The 19,027-nt window shown below is 70.0% G+C and carries 25 protein-coding genes; 10 read left to right on the top strand and 15 right to left on the bottom strand.

Going from position 1 to position 19,027, the window contains the following annotated elements:
• The first annotated feature begins 4 nt into the window (after window positions 1–4).
• Window positions 5–319, top strand: coding sequence for a hypothetical protein (locus LAJ19_RS09915; RefSeq protein ID WP_225475598.1), 315 nt, complete (start codon window positions 5–7; stop codon window positions 317–319).
• A gap of 52 nt (window positions 320–371) precedes the next feature.
• Here LAJ19_RS09915 and LAJ19_RS09920 read toward each other — a convergent pair whose 3' ends face one another.
• From LAJ19_RS09920 to LAJ19_RS09930, 3 genes are all read right to left on the bottom strand, one after another.
• Window positions 372–911 (bottom strand): SRPBCC family protein, encoded by a 540-nt coding sequence (locus LAJ19_RS09920; RefSeq protein WP_225475599.1) that lies wholly within the window; start codon window positions 909–911, stop codon window positions 372–374.
• Between the two features lie 83 nt (window positions 912–994).
• Window positions 995–1,750: a PIG-L deacetylase family protein gene (locus LAJ19_RS09925; RefSeq protein ID WP_225475600.1), complete on the bottom strand. Its 756-nt coding sequence runs from the start codon at window positions 1,748–1,750 to the stop codon at window positions 995–997.
• Between the two features lie 34 nt (window positions 1,751–1,784).
• Window positions 1,785–2,246 (bottom strand): DUF4870 domain-containing protein, encoded by a 462-nt coding sequence (locus LAJ19_RS09930; RefSeq protein WP_225475601.1) that lies wholly within the window; start codon window positions 2,244–2,246, stop codon window positions 1,785–1,787.
• A 148-nt stretch (window positions 2,247–2,394) separates the two neighbouring features.
• Here LAJ19_RS09930 and rnhA point away from each other — a divergent pair, with 148 nt between their 5' ends.
• Together rnhA and LAJ19_RS09940 are read left to right on the top strand one after the other, a co-directional pair.
• Window positions 2,395–2,943, top strand: coding sequence for a ribonuclease HI (gene rnhA, locus LAJ19_RS09935; RefSeq protein ID WP_225475602.1), 549 nt, complete (start codon window positions 2,395–2,397; stop codon window positions 2,941–2,943).
• Window positions 2,944–3,036: 93 nt separating this feature from the next.
• Complete coding sequence (locus LAJ19_RS09940) at window positions 3,037–3,594, top strand: HD domain-containing protein (RefSeq protein WP_225475603.1); 558 nt, start codon at window positions 3,037–3,039, stop codon at window positions 3,592–3,594.
• On the opposite strand, the gene LAJ19_RS09945 is transcribed toward LAJ19_RS09940, so the two are convergent.
• A complete protein-coding gene (locus LAJ19_RS09945) occupies window positions 3,595–4,005 on the bottom strand; it encodes a GNAT family N-acetyltransferase (RefSeq protein ID WP_225475604.1) in 411 nt (136 codons plus the stop codon).
• A 65-nt stretch (window positions 4,006–4,070) separates the two neighbouring features.
• Between LAJ19_RS09945 and LAJ19_RS09950 the strand changes: the two genes are divergently transcribed.
• Complete coding sequence (locus tag LAJ19_RS09950; protein ID WP_225475605.1) at window positions 4,071–5,441, top strand: MFS transporter; 1,371 nt, start codon at window positions 4,071–4,073, stop codon at window positions 5,439–5,441.
• 67 nt (window positions 5,442–5,508) lie between these two features.
• Here the strand turns inward: LAJ19_RS09950 and glmU are convergent, their stop codons facing one another.
• From glmU to LAJ19_RS09975, 5 genes are all read right to left on the bottom strand, one after another.
• On the bottom strand, window positions 5,509–6,957 hold the full coding sequence (glmU, locus tag LAJ19_RS09955) for a bifunctional UDP-N-acetylglucosamine diphosphorylase/glucosamine-1-phosphate N-acetyltransferase GlmU (protein ID WP_225475606.1): 1,449 nt from the start codon (window positions 6,955–6,957) through the stop codon (window positions 5,509–5,511).
• A 112-nt stretch (window positions 6,958–7,069) separates the two neighbouring features.
• Window positions 7,070–7,996, bottom strand: coding sequence for a prolipoprotein diacylglyceryl transferase (gene lgt, locus LAJ19_RS09960; RefSeq protein ID WP_225475607.1), 927 nt, complete (start codon window positions 7,994–7,996; stop codon window positions 7,070–7,072).
• An 87-nt stretch (window positions 7,997–8,083) separates the two neighbouring features.
• Complete coding sequence (gene tatC / locus LAJ19_RS09965; RefSeq protein WP_225475608.1) at window positions 8,084–8,863, bottom strand: twin-arginine translocase subunit TatC; 780 nt, start codon at window positions 8,861–8,863, stop codon at window positions 8,084–8,086.
• Window positions 8,864–8,873: 10 nt separating this feature from the next.
• On the bottom strand, window positions 8,874–9,107 hold the full coding sequence (locus tag LAJ19_RS09970; protein WP_225475609.1) for a twin-arginine translocase TatA/TatE family subunit: 234 nt from the start codon (window positions 9,105–9,107) through the stop codon (window positions 8,874–8,876).
• A gap of 248 nt (window positions 9,108–9,355) precedes the next feature.
• On the bottom strand, window positions 9,356–10,084 hold the full coding sequence (locus tag LAJ19_RS09975; protein ID WP_225475610.1) for an SDR family oxidoreductase: 729 nt from the start codon (window positions 10,082–10,084) through the stop codon (window positions 9,356–9,358).
• A 37-nt stretch (window positions 10,085–10,121) separates the two neighbouring features.
• On the opposite strand from LAJ19_RS09975, the gene mqnB reads away from it, so the two are divergent.
• A complete protein-coding gene (gene mqnB, locus LAJ19_RS09980; protein WP_225475611.1) occupies window positions 10,122–10,781 on the top strand; it encodes a futalosine hydrolase in 660 nt (219 codons plus the stop codon).
• Here the strand turns inward: mqnB and LAJ19_RS09985 are convergent.
• Both LAJ19_RS09985 and LAJ19_RS09990 read right to left on the bottom strand, forming a co-directional pair.
• Window positions 10,778–11,617, bottom strand: a complete 840-nt coding sequence (locus LAJ19_RS09985; protein ID WP_225475612.1) for a DUF72 domain-containing protein — start codon at window positions 11,615–11,617, stop codon at window positions 10,778–10,780. The genes mqnB and LAJ19_RS09985 overlap by 4 nt on opposite strands.
• A gap of 77 nt (window positions 11,618–11,694) precedes the next feature.
• Entirely contained in the window at window positions 11,695–12,126 is a 432-nt protein-coding gene (locus tag LAJ19_RS09990; RefSeq protein ID WP_225523248.1) for a response regulator, read from the bottom strand.
• Window positions 12,127–12,319: 193 nt separating this feature from the next.
• Here LAJ19_RS09990 and hisF point away from each other — a divergent pair, with 193 nt between their 5' ends.
• Together hisF and hisIE are read left to right on the top strand one after the other, a co-directional pair.
• Window positions 12,320–13,111, top strand: a complete 792-nt coding sequence (gene hisF, locus LAJ19_RS09995) for an imidazole glycerol phosphate synthase subunit HisF (RefSeq protein WP_225475613.1) — start codon at window positions 12,320–12,322, stop codon at window positions 13,109–13,111.
• Window positions 13,108–13,776 carry a bifunctional phosphoribosyl-AMP cyclohydrolase/phosphoribosyl-ATP diphosphatase HisIE gene (gene hisIE, locus LAJ19_RS10000; RefSeq protein ID WP_225475614.1) on the top strand — a complete coding sequence of 223 codons (669 nt, stop codon included), beginning with the start codon at window positions 13,108–13,110 and terminating at the stop codon, window positions 13,774–13,776. The genes hisF and hisIE overlap by 4 nt, the downstream gene beginning before the upstream one ends.
• 18 nt (window positions 13,777–13,794) lie before the next feature.
• Here hisIE and nucS read toward each other — a convergent pair whose 3' ends face one another.
• On the bottom strand, window positions 13,795–14,544 hold the full coding sequence (nucS, locus tag LAJ19_RS10005; RefSeq protein ID WP_225475615.1) for an endonuclease NucS: 750 nt from the start codon (window positions 14,542–14,544) through the stop codon (window positions 13,795–13,797).
• Between the two features lie 151 nt (window positions 14,545–14,695).
• Between nucS and LAJ19_RS10010 the strand changes: the two genes are divergently transcribed.
• The 3 genes from LAJ19_RS10010 (at window position 14,696) to LAJ19_RS10020 (ending at window position 17,085) form a co-directional block, all read left to right on the top strand.
• A complete protein-coding gene (locus LAJ19_RS10010; protein WP_225475616.1) occupies window positions 14,696–15,544 on the top strand; it encodes a DUF4394 domain-containing protein in 849 nt (282 codons plus the stop codon).
• Window positions 15,545–15,696: 152 nt separating this feature from the next.
• Entirely contained in the window at window positions 15,697–16,488 is a 792-nt protein-coding gene (locus LAJ19_RS10015; RefSeq protein ID WP_225475617.1) for a phosphodiesterase, read from the top strand.
• A gap of 51 nt (window positions 16,489–16,539) precedes the next feature.
• The gene (locus LAJ19_RS10020) at window positions 16,540–17,085 is read left to right on the top strand and encodes a 5-formyltetrahydrofolate cyclo-ligase (protein ID WP_225475618.1); all 546 of its coding nucleotides are present in this window, start codon (window positions 16,540–16,542) and stop codon (window positions 17,083–17,085) included.
• Here LAJ19_RS10020 and LAJ19_RS10025 read toward each other — a convergent pair.
• From LAJ19_RS10025 to LAJ19_RS10035, 3 genes are all read right to left on the bottom strand, one after another.
• Complete coding sequence (locus LAJ19_RS10025) at window positions 17,072–17,704, bottom strand: SDR family NAD(P)-dependent oxidoreductase (RefSeq protein ID WP_225475619.1); 633 nt, start codon at window positions 17,702–17,704, stop codon at window positions 17,072–17,074. The two genes, LAJ19_RS10020 and LAJ19_RS10025, sit on opposite strands and share 14 nt — an antisense overlap.
• A 75-nt stretch (window positions 17,705–17,779) precedes the next feature.
• Window positions 17,780–18,019: an NUDIX hydrolase gene (locus tag LAJ19_RS10030; protein WP_225475620.1), complete on the bottom strand. Its 240-nt coding sequence runs from the start codon at window positions 18,017–18,019 to the stop codon at window positions 17,780–17,782.
• A gap of 148 nt (window positions 18,020–18,167) precedes the next feature.
• A complete protein-coding gene (locus LAJ19_RS10035; RefSeq protein WP_225475621.1) occupies window positions 18,168–18,716 on the bottom strand; it encodes a 2'-5' RNA ligase family protein in 549 nt (182 codons plus the stop codon).
• Window positions 18,717–19,027 lie beyond the last annotated feature (311 nt).

Raw genomic sequence — 19,027 nt, forward strand, 5'->3', positions numbered from 1 at the left:
GCCCTTGCCGCCCCGCACCCACCCGGAGACCCCGCAGGCGCTGCACCTCGCCCGGCTCGCGCAGGGCAGCGCCGGGGAGTGGGTGCGTCTCCCCGGCGGCAACGTCCGCGTGGTTCACCTGCACGGCACCCTGACCGGCCCGGCCGAGACGGGCTGGCTGGTGTGCCTGAGTGGCGAGGCGATCGTGGACCTTCCGCTGAACAACTTTGTGCGCCTGCGCCCCGCCGAGGGCTACCGCGTGCGGGCCGACGAGCCCTGGACCGCGTTCGGCACGAAGGACGGCACGGTCCTGATGCTCACCCCGGACGGTTCACTGTAACGCCCTCGGAAAGGGCTCCCCACCACAGGGAGCCCTCCTCTCTGACCCAGGTCTACCCTTTGCGGCGGGCGGCCTTCGCGGCCTTCTGATCCGCTTTCTGCTTCTCGGCCAGTTCGCGTCCCATGTCCTCCATCAGCTGGGCGCCCTGGGCGTCCACGGTGCGCTGAAGCTCCAGCAGGGTGGTGGCCACCATGTTGTGCAGGATCCGCTCCACCGGCACCCTGACCCACTTGAAGCGGACCTTGCCGTTCACGGTGAGGGTCACCTCCGTGCCGCCGGGCATGGGTTTGAACACCCAGCCCTGCGTGAGCTTCTCCAGCGGCCCCACGTGCCGCACGCTCTCCCAGCCGCCGCGCTGGGGCGCCTGCAGCTGTCCGTACCGCGCGGAGAAACTCAGACCCAGGAGCCGCCTGGCAAACTTAAAGCGCACCAGGGCGTTGTTCGTCAGGCGGCCACCCTCGCCCTCGTACTCGGCCTTCACGAGGTTCGGGTCCCACTTCACGCGTCGCCTGGGTTCCAGCGCCAGGCGGTAGAGCACGTCCGGACGGGACCTGACCACGATGGTCTGCTTGATATGAATGGACTCCGACATGGTGAGGGCCACTGTAGCGCGCCGGGGCGGTGCCTCGCGTCCCGCCGGGCCCTCAGGGCCCTCAGCGGCCTGTCCTGAGGGACTCAGTCGAGGTAATCGCGCGCCCGCAGGTGCGCCGCGCGCAGGTTGAACCGCTCGGCGGCTCCCACCCCGGCCAGCCGGCCCAGATCGACGCGGGCAGCCCGGTACTGCTCGGCCGACCACTGCCACCCGTAGAACGCGTGGTAGTAGGCCATCACTTCGGCCGCAACGTCGAGCGTGTCCGTGGTGTTCACGAACACTTCCGGGTACGGACTGGCCGGCGCGTAATACTGGTAGAACCGCACGGGCTCCCGCCAGGCGTCCAGGCGCCGCACGTCCTCGCCGCTTTCGATGGCCGTGTCGCCGCTGAGGTCCGGGGCGGGCGGCATGGCCACCTCGTCGCCCTGCTCGTTGATGATTTTCGGAATGCGCGCCAGGGTCACCGCATCAAACGCGATCTTGGCGGTCATGCGGTGATCCGGGTGGGGATGATCGTCACTCCAGGTGATCACGGCGTTCGGGCGGAACCGGGCGTACAGCCGCGCCAGTTGCAGCGCCTCGTCGCGCCCGCCGGTCATGCGGCTGTCACCCATGTCGAAGAAGTGATGCTGCGCGCCGATTCTGCGGGCCACCCAGGCGCCGTGCTCGCGGCGCACCCGGGTGACCTCCTCGTGGCTCTTGTCGCCAAACTGGCTCGCCAGTTCACCCAGGGTCGTCCAGACCAGCATGACCTCATCACCGCGCGCGGCGTGCGCCGCGAGCGTCCCGATGCACCCGATCTCATCGTCAGGGTGCGCAAATACCGCCATGACTCGCATGCGGCCCAGCATAGCCTGCCCTCCGGCGGGACGCTTACTTCAGGAAACGAATCGTGAGCGGGTAGCGGTACGTTTCACCGGCACTGACCCGCACCACGGCCACGATCATGAAAATGAACGGCACCAGACCGAGAAGCAGCATCACCGGCAGGAAGAACAGGAAGAATGACGCGAAGGAGCCCAGGAACGCAAACGCCCCCACGTCGGGTGCGCCGGCCGCCGCCCCGACCGCGCCGCCCAGCAGCCCCAGGCTGAACAGCACGAACGCCACGACGCCCACGATCAGCCCGTACAGCCAGAAACTCAGCTGGAAGTTCAGGGCTTCCTTTCCCTGGTCATCCAGGGCGCGGCTGCGGTCCCGGAAGGCCAGCCACGCCACGAGCGGGCCGAGGAGGTTGCCCAGCGTCGGAATCAGAAAGCCCGCCAGCGGAGACAGGTGCGTGATGATTGCGGACGTACGGTCCGGCTCGGGAATGGTCAGGGGCGGGCGGATCATGCTTGACAGTACGGCCCGCCCCTCCCTACAGTTCCCGGGATATGGCACGACGTGTGATTGCAGCGTTCACGCCCGGGGCAGGCCCAGGGGCGCGGCGCTCACGTTCCCGGCGCGCCCCCCTGAGCCCGGTGGCCGCCGGGAGGCGCCCGTGAGCCGCCCGCACCGTCCTCAGAGCGCCGCGCAGAAGGCGCAGGCGGCGGCGCGCGACCGCCTGCCCATCAAGGCGGGCATCCAGCCGGACCTCCCGGTGACCGGGGAGAACGTGGAACTGTACAGCGACGGCGCCTGCGACACGCAGGCCGGGCACGGCGGCTGGGCGACCATCCTGAATTACAAAGGTCAGGAACTGGTTCTCAGCGGCAACGAGGAGAACACCACCAACAACCGCATGGAACTGCGCGGCCTGCTCGAGGGTCTGCGGGTCCTCAAGCGGCCCTGCCAGGTCCGGGTCGTGACGGACAGCCAGTACCTGCGCAAAGCCTTCACGGACGGCTGGATCCTGAAGTGGCAGCGCAACGGCTGGAAAACGGCCGGCGGAGACCCCGTGAAGAACCAGGACCTGTGGGAGGACCTGATCACGCAGGCCAGAACGCACGCCCTGACGTTCGTGTGGGTCAAAGGACACGCCGGGCACGGCGAGAACGAACGCGTGGACGAACTCGCCGTGCAGGAACGCAAGAAACTCCAGCAGAAGTGAGGCGTGCCGGGAGTCCTGCAGCTCTGGCCGGAGCCTGTGGGTTCACGCGCCTGAGCGGGTGACGCGACAGACCTGAAAGCACTGGCCGAGGATGTGGACGCCCTGCTGGCCGCGTGCGGGCGCGAAGTGATCCGTGAACATGTGCCCCGTGCGACGGGAGAGACGCGTCGGCTGGCCCGGCAGTTCGGGGGATCGGAGACAGCCGCGGCGCAGGCGACGCTCCTGCACGACCTGGGGGGCGTGGTGCCGCGCAACCGGATGGTGCCGCTGTGCGAATCGCTGGGTGTGCGCGTCCTGCCTGAGGAACGCCAGGTGCCGCTCCTGCTGCACGCGCAACTGAGTGCCGTGCTGGCCCGGGAGCGCTACGGCGTCACGGACGGGACGGTCGTGCAGGCCATCCGGTGCCACACGACCCTGCACGTCAGCCCGACCGCTCTGGATCTGGTGGTGTTCCTGGCGGACAAGCTGGCGTGGGACCAGGGAGGCGTTCCGCCCTACCGCGCGGCGCTGCTGGACGCCCTGCGCGGCGGGCTGGCGGCAGGCGCGGCGTGGATGCTGCGCTGGATGGCGTCCCCGGAGGCGCGGCTTCTGATACCGCATCCGGATCTCCGGGCGGCCTGGGCGGCGTTCGGCATCAGCCCGCCGGGGTGATCAGCGGTCCAGCGTGAGCGTGCAGCGGTAACGGCGGCGTTCCCAGGGGCTGGGGATCTCATCGACATGGAAGCCGCTGCGGCGGTAGAAGTCAGCGGCAGTGTCGTCGGTGCTGGCGGTCAGGGCGTGCAGGTTCAGGGCCTGGAGCAGGCCGCGCAGGAGCGCGCGCGCGTACCCCTGCCCGGCGAGACCGGGGTGAGTGCCGATGTGCAGCACGGTGCCCACGCCGCCCTGCACGGTCAGTCCGGCGGCACTGACGGGCGTGCCGTTCACCACCCAGGTGTGCAGCTGCCACTCCGGGTCGGCGCGGTAACGGCGCAGGGCGGCCTGCACGCGGGCCGGGTCGGGGAACATGGCGCGGCTCAGCAGGGCGTCCGTTTCAGGCGTGGGCGTGTCGTGCAGGCGGAGCATAGGGTCAGGGTAGGGCAGGTCATCTGGCGCATGCGTGCCTGCCGGACGCCGCCTACGCTGGGGGAATGACGACCTCCCCCTCTCCCCTGTCCCCGCCGGACGGGTGGCGCACGTTTCTGTGGCTGTGGGGGTCTCAGGCCCTGAGTGTGATCGGGTCGGCCGTCGCGGGCTTTGCGTTCAACATCTACCTGACGCAGACGCGCTTTCCACTGGCCGAGCAGAAACCACAGCTGGCGGCGGCGCTGTCCCTGACGGCACTCGCGTGGACACTCGTGGCGACCTTCAGCGCGCCCCTGGCCGGAGCGTGGACGGACCGGCACGACCGGCGCCGCATCATGCTGGTCTGCGACGTGGCGGGGGCCGTCCTGACACTGGGCACGCTGGGCCTGCTGCTGTCCCCGGCGGCGCCGCTGTGGGCGCTGGTGATTCTGGCGGCCCTGATGGGACTGGTATCCACCTTTCACGGGTCGGCGTTCGACGCGAGCTACACCAGCCTCGTGCCGCGCGAGCGTCTGCCACGCGCCAATGGCCTGATGCAGACCGTGTGGAGCCTGGCGGGTCTGGTGGGTCCGGCGGCGGCGGCGCTGCTGATCGGCGTGCCGGCGCTCCTGCGCTCGCAGGGAACCGGGCCGGAATGGCTGGCGGGCCTGCGGGACGGGGTTCCGTTCGCATACGCCGTGGACACCGTCACCTTCCTGGCAGCGGTGCTCGTGCTGCTGCGCCTGAAGGTGCCGTCCCCGGCGCGGCGGGCGGGCGGGGGGCGCGGCAGTCTGCTGGCGGACATGCGTTTCGGCTGGGTGTTCATCGGGCAGCGGCGGCCGCTGCTGGCCCTGCTGCTGACCTTCGCCGTGGCGAATCTGTGCACCAGCAACCTGGGCGTGCTGGAGCCGCTGATCGCGAAGTTCGGCCTGGCAGGCGACTGGAGCGCGCGGGGCGGGACGTTGCAGGGGGCGCTGGCCACCCTGGCGGTCACGCAGAGCGTGGGGGGCGTCCTGGGAGGGGTGCTGATCAGCGCCTGGGGTGGGCTGAAGCGGCAGCGGGTGCTGGGAGTACTGGTGCCGATGGTCGTGTCGGGGCTGGCCTTCGCCGCGTTCGGAGCGAGCGTAAGCGTCGCCGCCGCCGCCGCGGCGCTGCTGGTGATGGGCCTGACGCTCCCGGCGATGAACGCGCACTCGCAGAGCATCTGGCAGTCGCAGGTGCCACCTGAGATGCAGGGCCGGGTGTTCAGCGTGCGGCGCCTGATTGCGCAGTTCACGTCGCCGGCCAGTACGGCCCTGGCCGGGGTGCTGGCCGCGCGGTACGCGCCGGGCAGCGTGGCGGTCGTGGCGGGGCTGATCCTGGCCGCGGCCGCGGCGGGACAGCTGCTGAACCCGGCGTTGCGGCGCGTGGAGGACCCGGCCCTGTCGGCCCACCCGGAAGTCCCGGCCAGCACGTAGGATCTTGTGTGCGGCAGAAGGGGGGCAGGCGCCGCGGCGCCTGCCCCCCTTCTGCCGTATCCCGCATTCAGCGTTGTCGGTCGAGCCAGCCGGCCAGCCACGGGAGTTTAACCTGCACCTTCTCGCGCAGGCCGCCCCAGTAGCGGCGGGACCAGCCCTCGATGTTGCGCTGCTTGCCGCGCGCCACGGCCATGGCACCTTCAGGGACGTCGTCGTGCAGGGCGCTGCCGGCCGCGATGAACGCCGCGTCACCCACGGCGCGCGGAGCGATCAGGGTGCTGTTGCTGCCGATGAACACGCCGGCGCCAATCTGCGTGCGGTGCTTGTTCACCCCGTCGAAGTTCGCGACGATGGTGCCGGCTCCGACGTTCGTTTCTGCGCCGATGGTGACGTCCCCCAGGTACGCGAGGTGCCCGGCCTTCACGCCGGAGGCCAGCTGCGCGTTTTTGGTCTCCACGAAGTTCCCGATGTGCACCTGCTCGCCCAGCGTGGTGCCGGGCCGCAGGCGCGCGAAGGGCCCCACGTCACTGCCGGCGCCAATCTGCGCACCCTCCAGGACGCTGTGTGCCTTGATCTTCACGCTGCGCTCCAGCACGCTGTCGGTCACCACGCTGTACGCGCCGACCGTGACGCCCTCGTCAATGCGTGTCTGCCCGCGCAGGATCACGCCAGGTTCCAGGGTCACGTCCCGGCCCACCTGGACGGTGTCCTCGATGTACACCGTTTCCGGCATGGGGATGGTCACACCGGCGCGCATGTGCGCCTGCGTGATCCGCCGGCGGATGATGCTTTCCGCGTCGGCAAGGCCGCTGCGGTCATTGGCCCCCATAACCTCGCCCGGGTCGGCGAGTTTGAAGGCCTGCACGTCGGCGCCCTCGGCGCGGTACAGGCCGAGCAGATCGGTGAGGTAGTACTCTCCACCGGCGTTGTCGTTCGTGATGCGCCGGGCAAGGTCGCGGGCGCGGGCGTCCATCAGGTACACGCCGCTGTTGAATTCCTGCACGGCGCGCTCTTCGGCCGTGGCGTCCTTCTGCTCCACGATGCGTTCGACGCGCCCGTGCGCGTCACGGATGATGCGCCCGTATCCGGTGGCGTCCGGCAGTTCGCCGGTCAGCACCGTGAAAGCGCTGCCGCGCGCGCGGTGATCGTCGAGCAGTTCGCGCAGCGTCTCGGGGCGCAGCAGGGGCGTGTCACCGTACAGCACCAGCACGTCTGCGCCCGCCTGAGCGTCCAGCGCTCCCAGGCCCTGAAGGAAGGCGTGTCCGGTGCCAAGCTGCTGGGCCTGCCGGGCGAACACCACGCCGGTGCCGCGCAGGGCCGCCTCGACCTGCTCGGCGCCGTGACCGGTCACGACCACCACCTGCCGGGCGCCCAGGTCACGCGCGGTCTTCACGGCCCACGCCACCATGGGGCGGCCCGCCACGGGGTGCAGCACCTTCGGCAGGCTGGACTTCATGCGGGTGCCCTGCCCCGCGGCGAGAATCACGACGTCCAGCGGACGGTTCTGTTCAGTCATAGCCTGCCCACTGTACCAAGCGGGCTGCCCGGCCCGCCCCGCTGCGCTCAGCGCCACTCAAGACCGGAGGGTGACCCCGCGCAGGGTCACCCTCCGGTGTGGCGGAGCAAGGTCAGGCGGTGGGTTCGGCCTGGCCCGGTGCCGTCTGAACCGGCGCGCCGCGGCGGCGCAGGCGCAGCAGCATCCAGACGCTGGCGATGATCAAGGGGATGCTGATGATCTGGGTTTCCGTGAGCAGGCCGATGCCCGAAGCGTCCAGGCCCTGGCTGAGGTGCAGCTTGATGGGCAGCGGGTTCAGGCGGAAGGTTTCCTCCCATCCGGCGCGCAGCACGCTGTACCACAGCCAGAACTGCCAGAACGCCCAGCCGGGGATGCGGGAGCGCAGCCAGAAGAATGCCGCGACAGACAGAATGACGCCGATGATCACGCCGTACATCTGCGTGAAGTGCACGGGCGCAGTCATGACGATCTGCCCGCCGATCTGCTGACAGTACTGCGACAGGTCCATGTCGGGGCTAGGAGCGCGGACGCACATGCCGTCGTGAAAGGCGCGGGCGCTGTCGGGCCAGCGGAAGCCCACGGGCCAGCCGGTGACCCGCCCGACCGTGTCGGTGCCGTTCATGATGTTCCCCAGGCGCCCGCCGATAATGCCGAACGCCACGCCGGGTACGCACAGGTCCGCGTACCGGTAGAAGTCCATGCCCTTGCGCCGGGCGTAGTACAGCATCACCAGAATCCCGCCGATCAGGCCGCCGTGAATACTGATGCCGCCCTGGCGCAGGTTCACGATGTCCAGCAGCACGCGCGGGAAGGGAATGTTCTCGAACTGCTGCCAGGAGGTGGCCACGAACACGAGCCGGGCGCCCACCAGGCCCCACACGATCATCCAGAGGATCATGTCGTTGAACAGGTCGACGTTCAGGCCGCGTTCACGGGCCATGCGGGTGCCGACCCACACGCCGGCCACGATGCCCAGCGTGATCAGGACGCCGTACCAGGCCACGGTGAAGCTGCCAATCTGCAGGAAAACAGGATCCATAGGTGCCTTGTAGTGTAGAGCGTAAAGGTCAGAGGCGGCGGCCCACCCTGGGTGCTCAGGGTGGGCCGCCGCGCGGGGCTGTCTTCCTCAGAAGCTCAGCGGGGCCGGATTTTCTTCCGGGGCCACGACGCGGAACGCGCGGGAGAGCACGACACCCAGCTCGTACAGGACGTACAGCGGCACGGCGACCATCAGCATGCTGGTGGGGTCGGGCGTGGGGGTGATAATCGCGGCGAACACCATGATGACCACCAGCGCGATGCGCCAGCCGCGGCGCAGCATCACGTGGTTCACCAGCCCGATGCGGGTGAGGATCACGGCCAGGATGGGCAGTTCGAAGGACAGGCCGAACGCCACGAGGAACGTGGTGACTGTCCCGATGTAGCTGCCCAGGCTGAGGATGGGCGTGACCGCCCCGCCGAGGAAGTCCAGCAGGAACCCGACCATGGTGGGAAGCACCAGCCGGTACCCGAACACGGCGCCCAGTACGAACGAGAGGCCCGCCCCGACAATGAACGGCAGTGCCCAGCGGCGCTCGTGGTCATACAGGCCCGGCGCGATGAACAGCCACACCTGCCACAGGATGAGCGGCAGGGCCACCGCCAGACCTGCCCAGAAGGACAGGTTGAGGCTGAGCACGAACTGGTCCGTGAGGTTCAGCGTGACCAGTTCAACGGTGCCTTTGCGGTACAGCTCCGAGGCGTTCAGGGGTACCTTGACAAGGTCAATCAGCTGCGCGCGGTACTGGAAGGCGGCCGCCATGCCGAGGGCCAGGCAGATTACGCTGATGATAAGCCGCTTGCGCAGTTCGTCCAGATGGTCGAACAGAGGAGCGCTGTGCAGCTGAGTGGAGTCCGGGTTCGGCATGGCGTGGGCCTCAGCGGCGGTCGCCGGCGGTCTCGCTGACGTGCGCCTGGGTGCTGATGGGCGCGCCGGTCACGGGGTCCAGCTGGCGGGAGGCGACGTCGGTGACGGGCTTGTCGGCGTGGGTTTCCTTCTTGAACTCCTTGATGCCCTGCCCGAGACCCCGGCCGAGCTCGGGGAGCTTCTTGGCGCCGAAGATCAGGGCGATGACGACGATAACCAGAATAATTTCCAGAGGTCCGAACATGGTGTACTCCTTGTGGGCGCGCCGGGCGCGGCAGCAGTGGCGGGGCGGAAGTGACGCAGGTCTCTACCCTGAAGGTATGCGAGTGGAAGGAAATTGGATGAGATTGCCCTCACCTATCAAACCTTAATGGGCGTGGGTCAACGGACAGTGAATGAAGAGCGCGGCTCTGCCGCCACCGCTGACCAGGGTCCACTTCGCGGGGGGCCGGCCCGCACCGGCGAGACTGCCTGCGGCGCCGCGCGTGCCCTTCAGATACCCCAGCCGCCGTCCACCAGGATCTCCTGCCCGGTGATGTACGCCGCTTCGTTCGTGGCGAGGAAGGCCACCGCGGCCGACACCTCGCTTGGCTCCCCGAAGCGCCGCGCCGGAATGCGGGCCTTGAGCCGCTCGGCGTCGTCGGGGTTGGCGTGCAGCGCCTGCAGGCGCTCTGTGGCGGTGTAGCCGGGCGCGACGGTGTTGCAGGTCACGCCGTCCGACGCGACCTCCAGTGCCAGGGTCCGCAGGTGGTTGGTCACGGCGGCGCGCATGGCGTTGCTGACCGGCAGGGTCAGTGAGGGGCGGCCCACCGTGAGGCTGGTGACGGCAATGATGCGGCCCCAGCGGCGCTCCCGCATGCCACCCAGGACCGCCTCAGCGAGGCGGGCGGTGCTCATGAAGGTCGTCTGGAAGCCCTGCGTCCACGCGGCCTCGCTCACCTGGCTGGGCAGCGAGGGCGGCGGACCGCCGGCGTTGCTCACCAGAATGTCCACGTCGCCGGCAGCCTGCACGGCGGCGCGCACGCCCTCGGGGGTGCTGACGTCCGCCACCACCCACTGGGCGCCGGTGGCGTCTGCGGCGCGGCGCAGCGCGTCCTCTCCGCGCGCGGCAATGGTGACGTGGGCGCCCAGCCGGATCAGGTCCTGCGCCGCTGCCAGCCCGATGCCTTTGCTGCCGCCCGTCACGAGGGCACGTTTTCCTTCCAGTCTGAACAGGCTCACGCCCTGAGGGTACACCCGGGGCGTTACGCTGCCGGGCATGACCGACTCTCACGCAGCGCTGATCGTGGTGGCCACCTCCGGGGAGGCCGCGCGCCTCACGGATCTGCCGGCCCGTGTGGTGGTCAGTGGCGTGGGGCCGGTCGCGGCGGCCCTGGCCACGGCGCGGGCCTTGGCGGCCGCGCCGGCAGCGGTGGTCGTGAGTGCCGGGATTGGCGGTGCGTACCCGGGCAGTGGTCTGCTGCCGGGCGACCTGGCGGTGTCCAGCGTGATCGTGCAGGCGGATCTGGGTGCCTGGGACGGCCCGGTGTTTCTGCCTCTGGGCGAGCTGGGCCTGTCCGTTCAGCCGGACGGCACTCAGGACGCGGTGTTTTCCGTCTGGGACAGGGCGGCGCAGGTGGCCGCCCGCGCGGGAGCGCCGCTGGGACCCGCCCTGACGCTGTGCAGCGTGACGGGCAGTCTGAACGCCGCCCGCGCCCTGGAGGCCCGGTACCCCGGCGCGCTGACGGAAGGCATGGAGGGTGCGGGCGTGGCGCACGCGGCGCTGCTGGCCGGCGTGCCGGCGCTGGAGGTGCGGGGCGTGAGCAACCCGGTCGGCCCGCGGGACCGGGCGGCGTGGCGGCTCCCTGAAGCTCTGGCTGCCACCCGGCGCGGCGTGCAGGCTGTGCTGGAGGTGCTGCGCCAGGGTCGTGGCTCCTAGAACAGGCGGCCGTCGTCCTCCGCGCCTTCGAGGGGGTCAGGGGCCTGGACCGGAACGCCGTGTGCGTTCAGGGCGTCGCGGAGCATGGGGATGTTTTTCAGCGCGTGGCCTTTGGTGGTGTTCTCGAAGAACACGTACAGCTCGCTGAGGTCGTCGTTGACCAGCGCGATCTTCTGTGCCCATTCGTCCATCTCGGCGCGGGAGTAGCGGTAGTCGTGGCGTTCGGCGGCGCTCTGGCCTTCCCACCAGGCGCCGGCGTTGCGGCCGTGCAGCCGCAGGTACCCGACGTCCGCGGTGACGTGCAGCTGCGGTTCGGGCAGCCCGCCGGCGGGTGGGTAGTCCGGACTGACCCAGATCAGGCCGCGTTCGGCCATGCCTTCGCGCACCTCGGGCCGGTCCCAGTCGGCGTGGCGGACCTCCACGGCCAGTTCGTGGCCGGCGAAGCGTTCAGCAAGCATCTGCAGGTAGCGGCGGTTGGCGGCCGTGCGGTGAAAGGAGTAGGGGAACTGCGCGAGGTACGGGCCGAGCAGACCGGCTTCGCGCAGCGGTTCGGGGCTCTGGAGCATGCGGTCGAAGTCCGCGTCGGTGGGGGCGCGGTCGTGCGTGAAGACCTTGTTGAGTTTCACGGCGAACCGGGTGCGGCCGCCGCTTTTGCGTAGCATTCCTTCGAAGGCTTTCAGCCCGGGAATGGCGTAGAACGAGGAGTTCAGTTCCACGGCGTCGAAATGCCTGGAGTAGGCGCTGAGGTAGTCGTCCTTGCGCACGCCGTCGTACAGAAGGCCGCTTTGCGCCCAGTCGTCGTTGCTGTAGCCGCCGCAGCCGATATACACACGCATGCGATCAGGCTAACGCTCCGGGCGTGGGGGGACCTGAAGGGCCGTTACGGATTTCCTCTGACTTGCCCCGGGAAGGTTCAGGGAGTTATGGGCGGCCGGTTCAGCGCGGTCCAGAACGCCTGGATGGTACGCAGCGCCTCGCGGAACTGCGTGAAGTCCAGCGGCTTGACCACGTATCCGCTGGCGCCGTGCGCGTAGGAGTCGCGGATGTCGCGGCTCTCACCACTGGTGGTCAGCATGACGACCGGGACGCCCTGCACGCCGGGCTCGGCGCGAATGGCGTCGAGTACGGCGAGGCCGTCCATCTGCGGCATTTTCAGGTCCAGCAGGATCAGGTCGGGGAGGGTGCCGGCGGCGTGGGCGGCGCGCAGCTGACGCAGTGCCTCAGGGCCGCTGCTGGCCACCGTGACGGCCGGCCGGGTGTCGGTGGTGCCCTCGTCCAGCGCGGTGAGGGCCAGTTCCACGTCGTTGGCATTGTCGTCGATCAACAGGATTCTGCGGGTGTCCACGGTGTCCCCCTGAAGCTGGGTCGCCTGAGTCCCCGGCAGCGACGTGCCGCCAGTGACCCGCAGTTTAGCAAACTCCATGAGCTTTTCCTTAAGCTTGTTTAACAGAGTGAGACATCCTGCTGAATCTGCCTCCCGCCCCGCCGGCTGGGCAGGCCCCCACCGCATGGCGCAGGCAGCGCGTAGACTCGGACTCATGTTGACCAAGCGCATCATTCCCTGCCTGGACGTGCAAAGCGGCCGGGTGGTGAAAAACGTCCGGTTCTTCGAGAACCACCGCGACGCCGGCGATCCGCTGCAGCTCGCGCAGGCCTACGAGGCGCAGCAGGCCGATGAACTCGTGTTCTATGACATCACCGCCACCCACGAAGGCCGCAGCCTGATGCTCGACGTGGCTGCGCGCGTGGCTGAGCAGGTCATGATGCCGCTCACCGTGGGCGGCGGCGTGAACCACCTGAGCGACTTCCGTCAGCTGCTGCTGGCCGGCGCGGACAAGATCAGCGTGAACAGCGGCGCCCTGAGCCGACCGGCGCTGATCCGCGAAGCGAGCGACCACTACGGAGCGCAGTGCGTGATGCTCAGCATCGACGCCAAACGCCGCCCGGACGGCCTGGGCTGGAACGTGTTCCGCGCGGGCGGCCGCGTGGACACCGGCCTGGACCTGATCGAGTGGGCCACGCGCGGCCAGACGCTCGGCGCAGGCGAAATCTGCCTGAACGTCATGGACGCCGACGGCACCCGCGCCGGCTTCGACCTGCACGCCACGCGCGCCGTGGCACGCGCCGTGGACCTGCCCGTGATCGCGTCGGGCGGCGCCGGGAAACTCGACGATTTCCGGGACGTGCTGCTGGCCGGCGACGACGGTGGGAACGCCGACGCTGCGCTCGCCGCGAGCGTCTTCCACTTCGGTGAACTGACCGTCCCGCAGGTGAAAACCTACCTGAAAAGCCAGGGGCTCCCCGTGCGCCCCGACTGGAGAGACGCATGACCGCCCCGGCCCTGCCTGAGCACCTGAAGTTCGACCCCACCACCGGCCTGATCCCGGTCGTCACGCAGGACGCCCGCACCGGCGCGGTGCTGATGCAGGCCTGGGCCGACCGCGCCGCCGTGCAGCGCACGCTGCAGACTCGTGAAGCCACCTACTGGTCCCGCTCGCGCGGCGAGCAGTGGGTCAAGGGCGCCACGAGCGGCCACACGCAGCAGGTGGTGGACGTTCAGGCCGACTGCGACGGCGACAGCCTGCTGTACCGCGTGGTCCAGACCGGCCCCGCCTGCCACACCGGCGCCTACTCCTGCTACCACCAGCCGCTGCTGAGCGGTGAGGCACCCGCAGCGGGGCTGGACGGCACGCTGGAACGCGTGTACGCCACGATCACCGAACGGCTGGCCACGCTGCCGGAGAACAGTTACGTGGCCCGCCTGCACGCCGGCGGCCTGGACCGCATCCTGAAAAAGATCAGTGAGGAAGCGGGCGAGGTGCTGCTCGCCGCGAAGAACAGTGACGGTCCCGAACTGGCGACCGAGGTGGCCGACCTGCTGTTCCACACGCTGTTCGCCATGGCCGAGATCGGCGTCTCCCCGGCGGACGTGGCGGCCGTGCTGCAGGAACGCGAGGGCCGCACCGGGCTCAAGGAGCCCAAGGCCGCCGGGTAGACGCGCCGGGCCCCCCGGTCAGAACAGGGTGGGCTGCGCGGCCGCCTCAGGCACCTGCGGCAGCGCGCTGACCTTCACGTACTCCAGCCCGGCCGCCTGCGCGACCTTCAGGGCAGGCAGCGTGATGTCCGGAGCGGCCAGGATGCCCCGCACGGCGCCGGGCGCCTGGGCGCGTACCGCATCCACGTAGCGGGCGAGCTGATACACGGCCTCGTGCCCGGCCTTACCGCGCTTGAGTTCCACAACCACGAACCGGCCCTGGGCGTCCCGGGCGTACAGGTCGATGCCGCCCACCCCGACAAGCAGCTCACGGTTCAGGACGCTCAGGCCCGGTTCGATCAGGTCCGGGTGGCGCGCCAGGGCCCGCTGCATCTGCGCCTCGGTGCCCTGCAGCAGAAAGAGGGCGTCGTCACCCAGGTGCAGCGCGGTGATCTGCGCGCAGCGGGTCACGCGGACCCGGACCACCTCAGCGGGGCTGCGGCGCTCGGCATGCACGACCACGCAGCCGTCTTCCAGGTCCGCGCTGAGGTGATCGGTGCGGGGCTGCCAGTTCACGGGTTTCACGCCCCGCGGGCCGTGCACCTGCAGCGACCCGTCGGGTTTCAGGAGCAGCAGCCGGTCTCCGGCCTCGGCCATGCTGGTGGCGCGCCCGGCGTACAGCACCTCGACCTCGCCGGCCAGGTGCAGGGTCACGCGGGCATGCAGGTGCGCGCGCAGGAACCGCAGCAGCGTGTCCGGGTCGGGATGCGTGAGGGAATCAATCAGCATGAGCGGGCGCGGCGCAGCATAGAGCATTCCGGCCTTGACGATGAAGGAACCGTCAACAGTCGCGGGTGATCCACGCCCACCGCCCGCGCATACCTCTGGGTAGAGGCGTGACCCGCGCGGGTCACGCCGCGTTCCTGCCTGGAGGTCCCGTATGAAACATGCACTGATGCTGACCCTGTCCGCCCTGACCCTCGCATCCTGCACCACCCGCACGCCCGCCACGCCCGCCGCACCCACCGGACAGGTGGCCTACGGCCTGAGCGGCAATACTCTGCTCACCTTTGGGCTGGGCAACGCCAGCGACAGCCTGACCCGCCGCACCGTCACCGGACTGGCGACCGGCGAGACCCTCGTGGACCTTGACGTGCGCAACACCGACGGTCAGCTGTACGGCGTGACCAGCGGCGGCGCCGTATACCGCCTTGACCCGGCCACCGCTCAGGCCAGCCGCGACAGCGCCATCAGCGCCACCAGCGTGGTCGCGGTGGATTTCAATCCCGCAGCAAACCGCCTGCGGGTGCTGAGCGCGGCCGACGTGAATGCCCGGCACACCCTGAGCGCCGCGCCCATCCCAGCGGTCACCGGCACCACGCCCGACGGCACCTTCACGTTCGCCGCGGGCGACGTGAACGCCGGCCGGAGCCCCAACCTGGTGGCGGCCGCGTACACCAACAGCTTCAACGACACCGGCAAAGTCAGCTCCGGCCTGACCACCGCCCTGTACTCCATCGATGCGGACGCCGATGCCCTGATCGCCCACCCGGCCGCTGGCGCGCCGCAGTTCAGCACGCTGAGCACCGTGGGCAGCCTGGGCGTGGACGTCACTGCCGGCGGCACAGGCTTCGATATTTCCGGCGCGAACACCGCCGTACTGAGCCGCAGCAGCAACGGCAGCACCAGTCTGTACACCGTGGACCTGACGACCGGCCGCGCCACGTTGCTCACGACGCTCAGCGGCGCGGCCCTGAGCAGCATCGCGCTGAAACTCGCGCAGCCCTGACCTTCCGGACCACGCGGGCCCCAATTCACAGGGGCCCGCTTGTGTTTCGTCCCGTTACTGGGGTCAGGGCGCGGCGCTGGTCAGAGTGAGCTGCGCCGGGGCCTGCCGAGGCGCACAATGCACTTACCCCTTTCGGCGGAGGTGACGCCCCCTTGCTTCTTGTTCAGCTCAGTGACCCGCACATCGATCTTGACCGGCCTGGCAAGGCAGCGGCGTTTGCGCGTGCTGTGGCGCATGTGAATGCCCTGCCCACTGCGCCGGACGCTGTGCTGCTCACTGGGGACTGCACCGAGCACGGCACTGCGGAGGAGTACGAGCAGTTCACGGCGCTGCTGCGCACGCTGACCGTCCCCGCGTACCTTGTGCCTGGCAACCACGATGACCGCGCTGAACTGCTGCGCCGCTTTCCCCCGCCGGGACCGGCCCTGCCGGGCTTCATGCAGTACGTGGTGAACGACCATCCACTGCGCCTGATCGGGCTGGACACGCACCGTCCCGGGCACGGGGAGGGCGAGCTGGACAGCGTGCGTCTGAACTGGCTGGACGCTCAACTGCAAGCCGCGCCGGCCCAGCCCACCCTGATCTTCATGCACCACCCGCCGGTCATGACCGGGCTGGACGTGATGGACCGCATCGGCCTGCAGGGCCGCGAGGCACTGTGTGACCTGCTGCTTACGCATCCACAGGTGCTGCGTGTGGCCGCCGGGCACCTGCACATGGCGCTGACCACCCGCTTCGCGCACACCACCGTGATGACCTGCCCAGGCACCGACACCACCCTCCTGCCAGAGCTGAGCCGGCCCGAACAGCTGCTCGTGCAGCGCCAGCCGCCGCTGTGCCTGATACACGCATGGAGCGAGGCGACCGGCCTGAACTCCTTCACGCAGGCGATCGCGCCCACGCCCTGGCACGCGCTGTTCGACGGGAGGCGCTGGAACGACTGAGCCGGGCGGCCCGCCGCTCCCGCAGAGGCGCGTTGTGGCACAGTGGGCCGCGTGCTTCCCTCTCCTGACGCTTCGAAAAGTGAATGGCGCGCCTGGGCGCGTGGGGTGCGCGCCGGCCTTCCGGATGTTTCCGCGCCGGTTACCGCGCACCTGCGGACCCTGCTCCTCTCCCTTGGTGCGCGGCGGGTCCTGGCGTACCGGGCCATGCCGGGCGAGCCGGACGTAGGCGCGCTGCACGGCGATTTCGAACTATTCACCCCCCGCGCCCGCTTCCGGCCGGCGCCGCACCTGACCTTTCACCCGTGGCAGACCGCCACGGAACCCAGCCGCTTCGGCGCGCTGCAACCCCCGGCCGACGCGCCAGCGGCACCGCTGGCCCGGATGGACGTGATTGTGCTGCCCGCCCTGGCATTCGATGAGCGGGGCGTGCGGCTGGGGTACGGGGGCGGGTTCTACGACCGGCTGCTGCCGGCCTTCCCGGGGGTGACGGTGGGGGTGATTCCGTCGGCGCTGCTTCTCGGCGCGCTGCCCGCCGAGGAGCACGACTGCCCGGTGCACCGGCTGGTGACGGAGCGCGGCGTCCTCATTCCTCGATGAGGAGTTCCGGCTGCGTCTGGCCCGCCCGGTCCATGAGGATCGCGCGGGCCACGCTGTCGGCGCTGATGGCACCACGCGGCGCGCGGCCAACCTGGGCCCACAGGCCGGTGTCCACCGCGGGCGGCAGGACCAGGGTCACGCCCGCCTGTCGGTGTTCCAGACGCGCGATCTGTGCAGCGCTCGCCAAGGCGGCCTTGCTGGCCGCGTACTGACTGAACCCCCGCGCCGTCACGAGTTCCGGCCGGGCGCCCAGCAGGTACACCCGCCCGCCGGCACCCAGCCGCCCCAGGCCGTGCTTGAGGGTCCACAACGCCCCGAAGTAGTTGGCGTTCCACACGGCCCGCACGTGCGCGGGGTCCGCCGTAGCCAGAGGCCCGGGCAACGCGGCGCCCGCGGCGTACACCAGGGTGTCCACGGCACTCACGGTCTCCAGCAGGGCCCGCACGTGGCTTTCGAAGCTCACGTCGGCCGGGTGGGGCGCGGCGCCGAGTTCCGCGGCGAGCGTGGCGAGCTTGTCCGGGTTGCGGCCCGACAGCGTGAGTTTCGCTCCTGCGCCGGCGAAGGCGCGCGCGGTCGCTGCCCCGATGCCGCCGGTTGCCCCGATGATCAGCACGTTCATGCAGTCAGTGAAGCGCAGCGGAACGCGCGCGTTGGTGCGAACAGGTACAGGGTGGTCCGAGGCCTGCCCGGGGCTTCAGTCGCAGGACACGGCACTGGCCGGGTCAATCGCCAGACCTGCCACAAGGTGCACCTGTTCCGGCAGGATGCGGCCCAGGCTGAGGGCCGGCAGGGCATGCACGGGGAAAAATCCGGAGGCAGTGGTTTCCAGGTTCGCGGGGTGCGGCGTGTCCTCAGGGCCGGTCAGTTCACAGTGCACGAACAGTTTGCAGACCCCCCACGGGTCCGGGGGGTGCGGGTGATGGTCCTTGTTCATCACGGCCAGCAGGCGCGTGGCCTGCACTTCACGGCCGGGGTCGGCCCAGCCGCCCGGCAGGCTCCAGGCACCGTCACTGCTCTCCCGGGTCAGCAGGATGTGCCCGGCCGCGTGAAGCGTTGCAGGTCGAACGGGTCGCGGGGGTCCTTCAGGCGTGTGGATCCGGTCCGGCCAGCGGCCATGTCTCCACGGGCGCGTACGCTTCGCCGGGTCCGGGTTTCGTCAGCCACACCATGGCTGGCGCGGTGAACGTCAGCGGCTGGTCGTGCAGGTCCGCGAAGATGGCCCGGGCGGCGTCTTGCAGCGCGCTCAGGTTCAGGCCGGGCCGGGCGAGCGCCACACTCAGGTGGAGGGTCATGTGCGGCCCTTCGTACCCGAACTGCTGCGCGGGCCGCAGGGCGTCGAGCAGTGCCAGGTGCAGGTGCAGCGCGCCGGGACTGTGGACGTGCAGGTGCAGGGCGCTGCCGTTGCGGAACACGTGAGGCCCACCCAGCGTGACCGGCACAGGCGCGTGTGTGGCCGCCACGGCGCGCGCGGCGGGCAGCCACGTCAGGTCGGCCGTGAGGCCGCTGCGGGCCTTCACGGTGATGTGCGGGGTGGCCGCCGCGTCGCGCAGGTCGTGGGCCGCCCGGAACTGCGTGATGCGGGCCGCCATGTCCGGTGGGGGCAGCAGGGCCAGCAGATGCGAGGAACTCACGTGGGGTCCTGGAGGGCGTTCAGTGGCCCTCGTGGCCGGAGGGCTTCAGGCGCCCGCTGCTCGCCGGTGCGCTGTGGGCCTGAGGCCAGCCGCCACGCACAGCGGTTGGGGGTCAGCTCTGCCCTGGCCTGCGCCTCACCCTGGACGGCCATGTGCTCTGCCGGTGAAACAGGGGCAGCCTGGGGGTCCGTGGTGAACGGGCTGGCAGCCCGCGGCGCGGCCGGGCGCGGTGTGGTCGGCGGCCCGGGAACGGTGTCTGCCGATACCTTTCTGGTCTGCTCAACGGCTTTTTTCTGGTCCGGCATGATTCA

Source organism: Deinococcus taeanensis (assembly GCF_020229735.1).
Lineage (GTDB): Bacteria > Deinococcota > Deinococci > Deinococcales > Deinococcaceae > Deinococcus > Deinococcus taeanensis.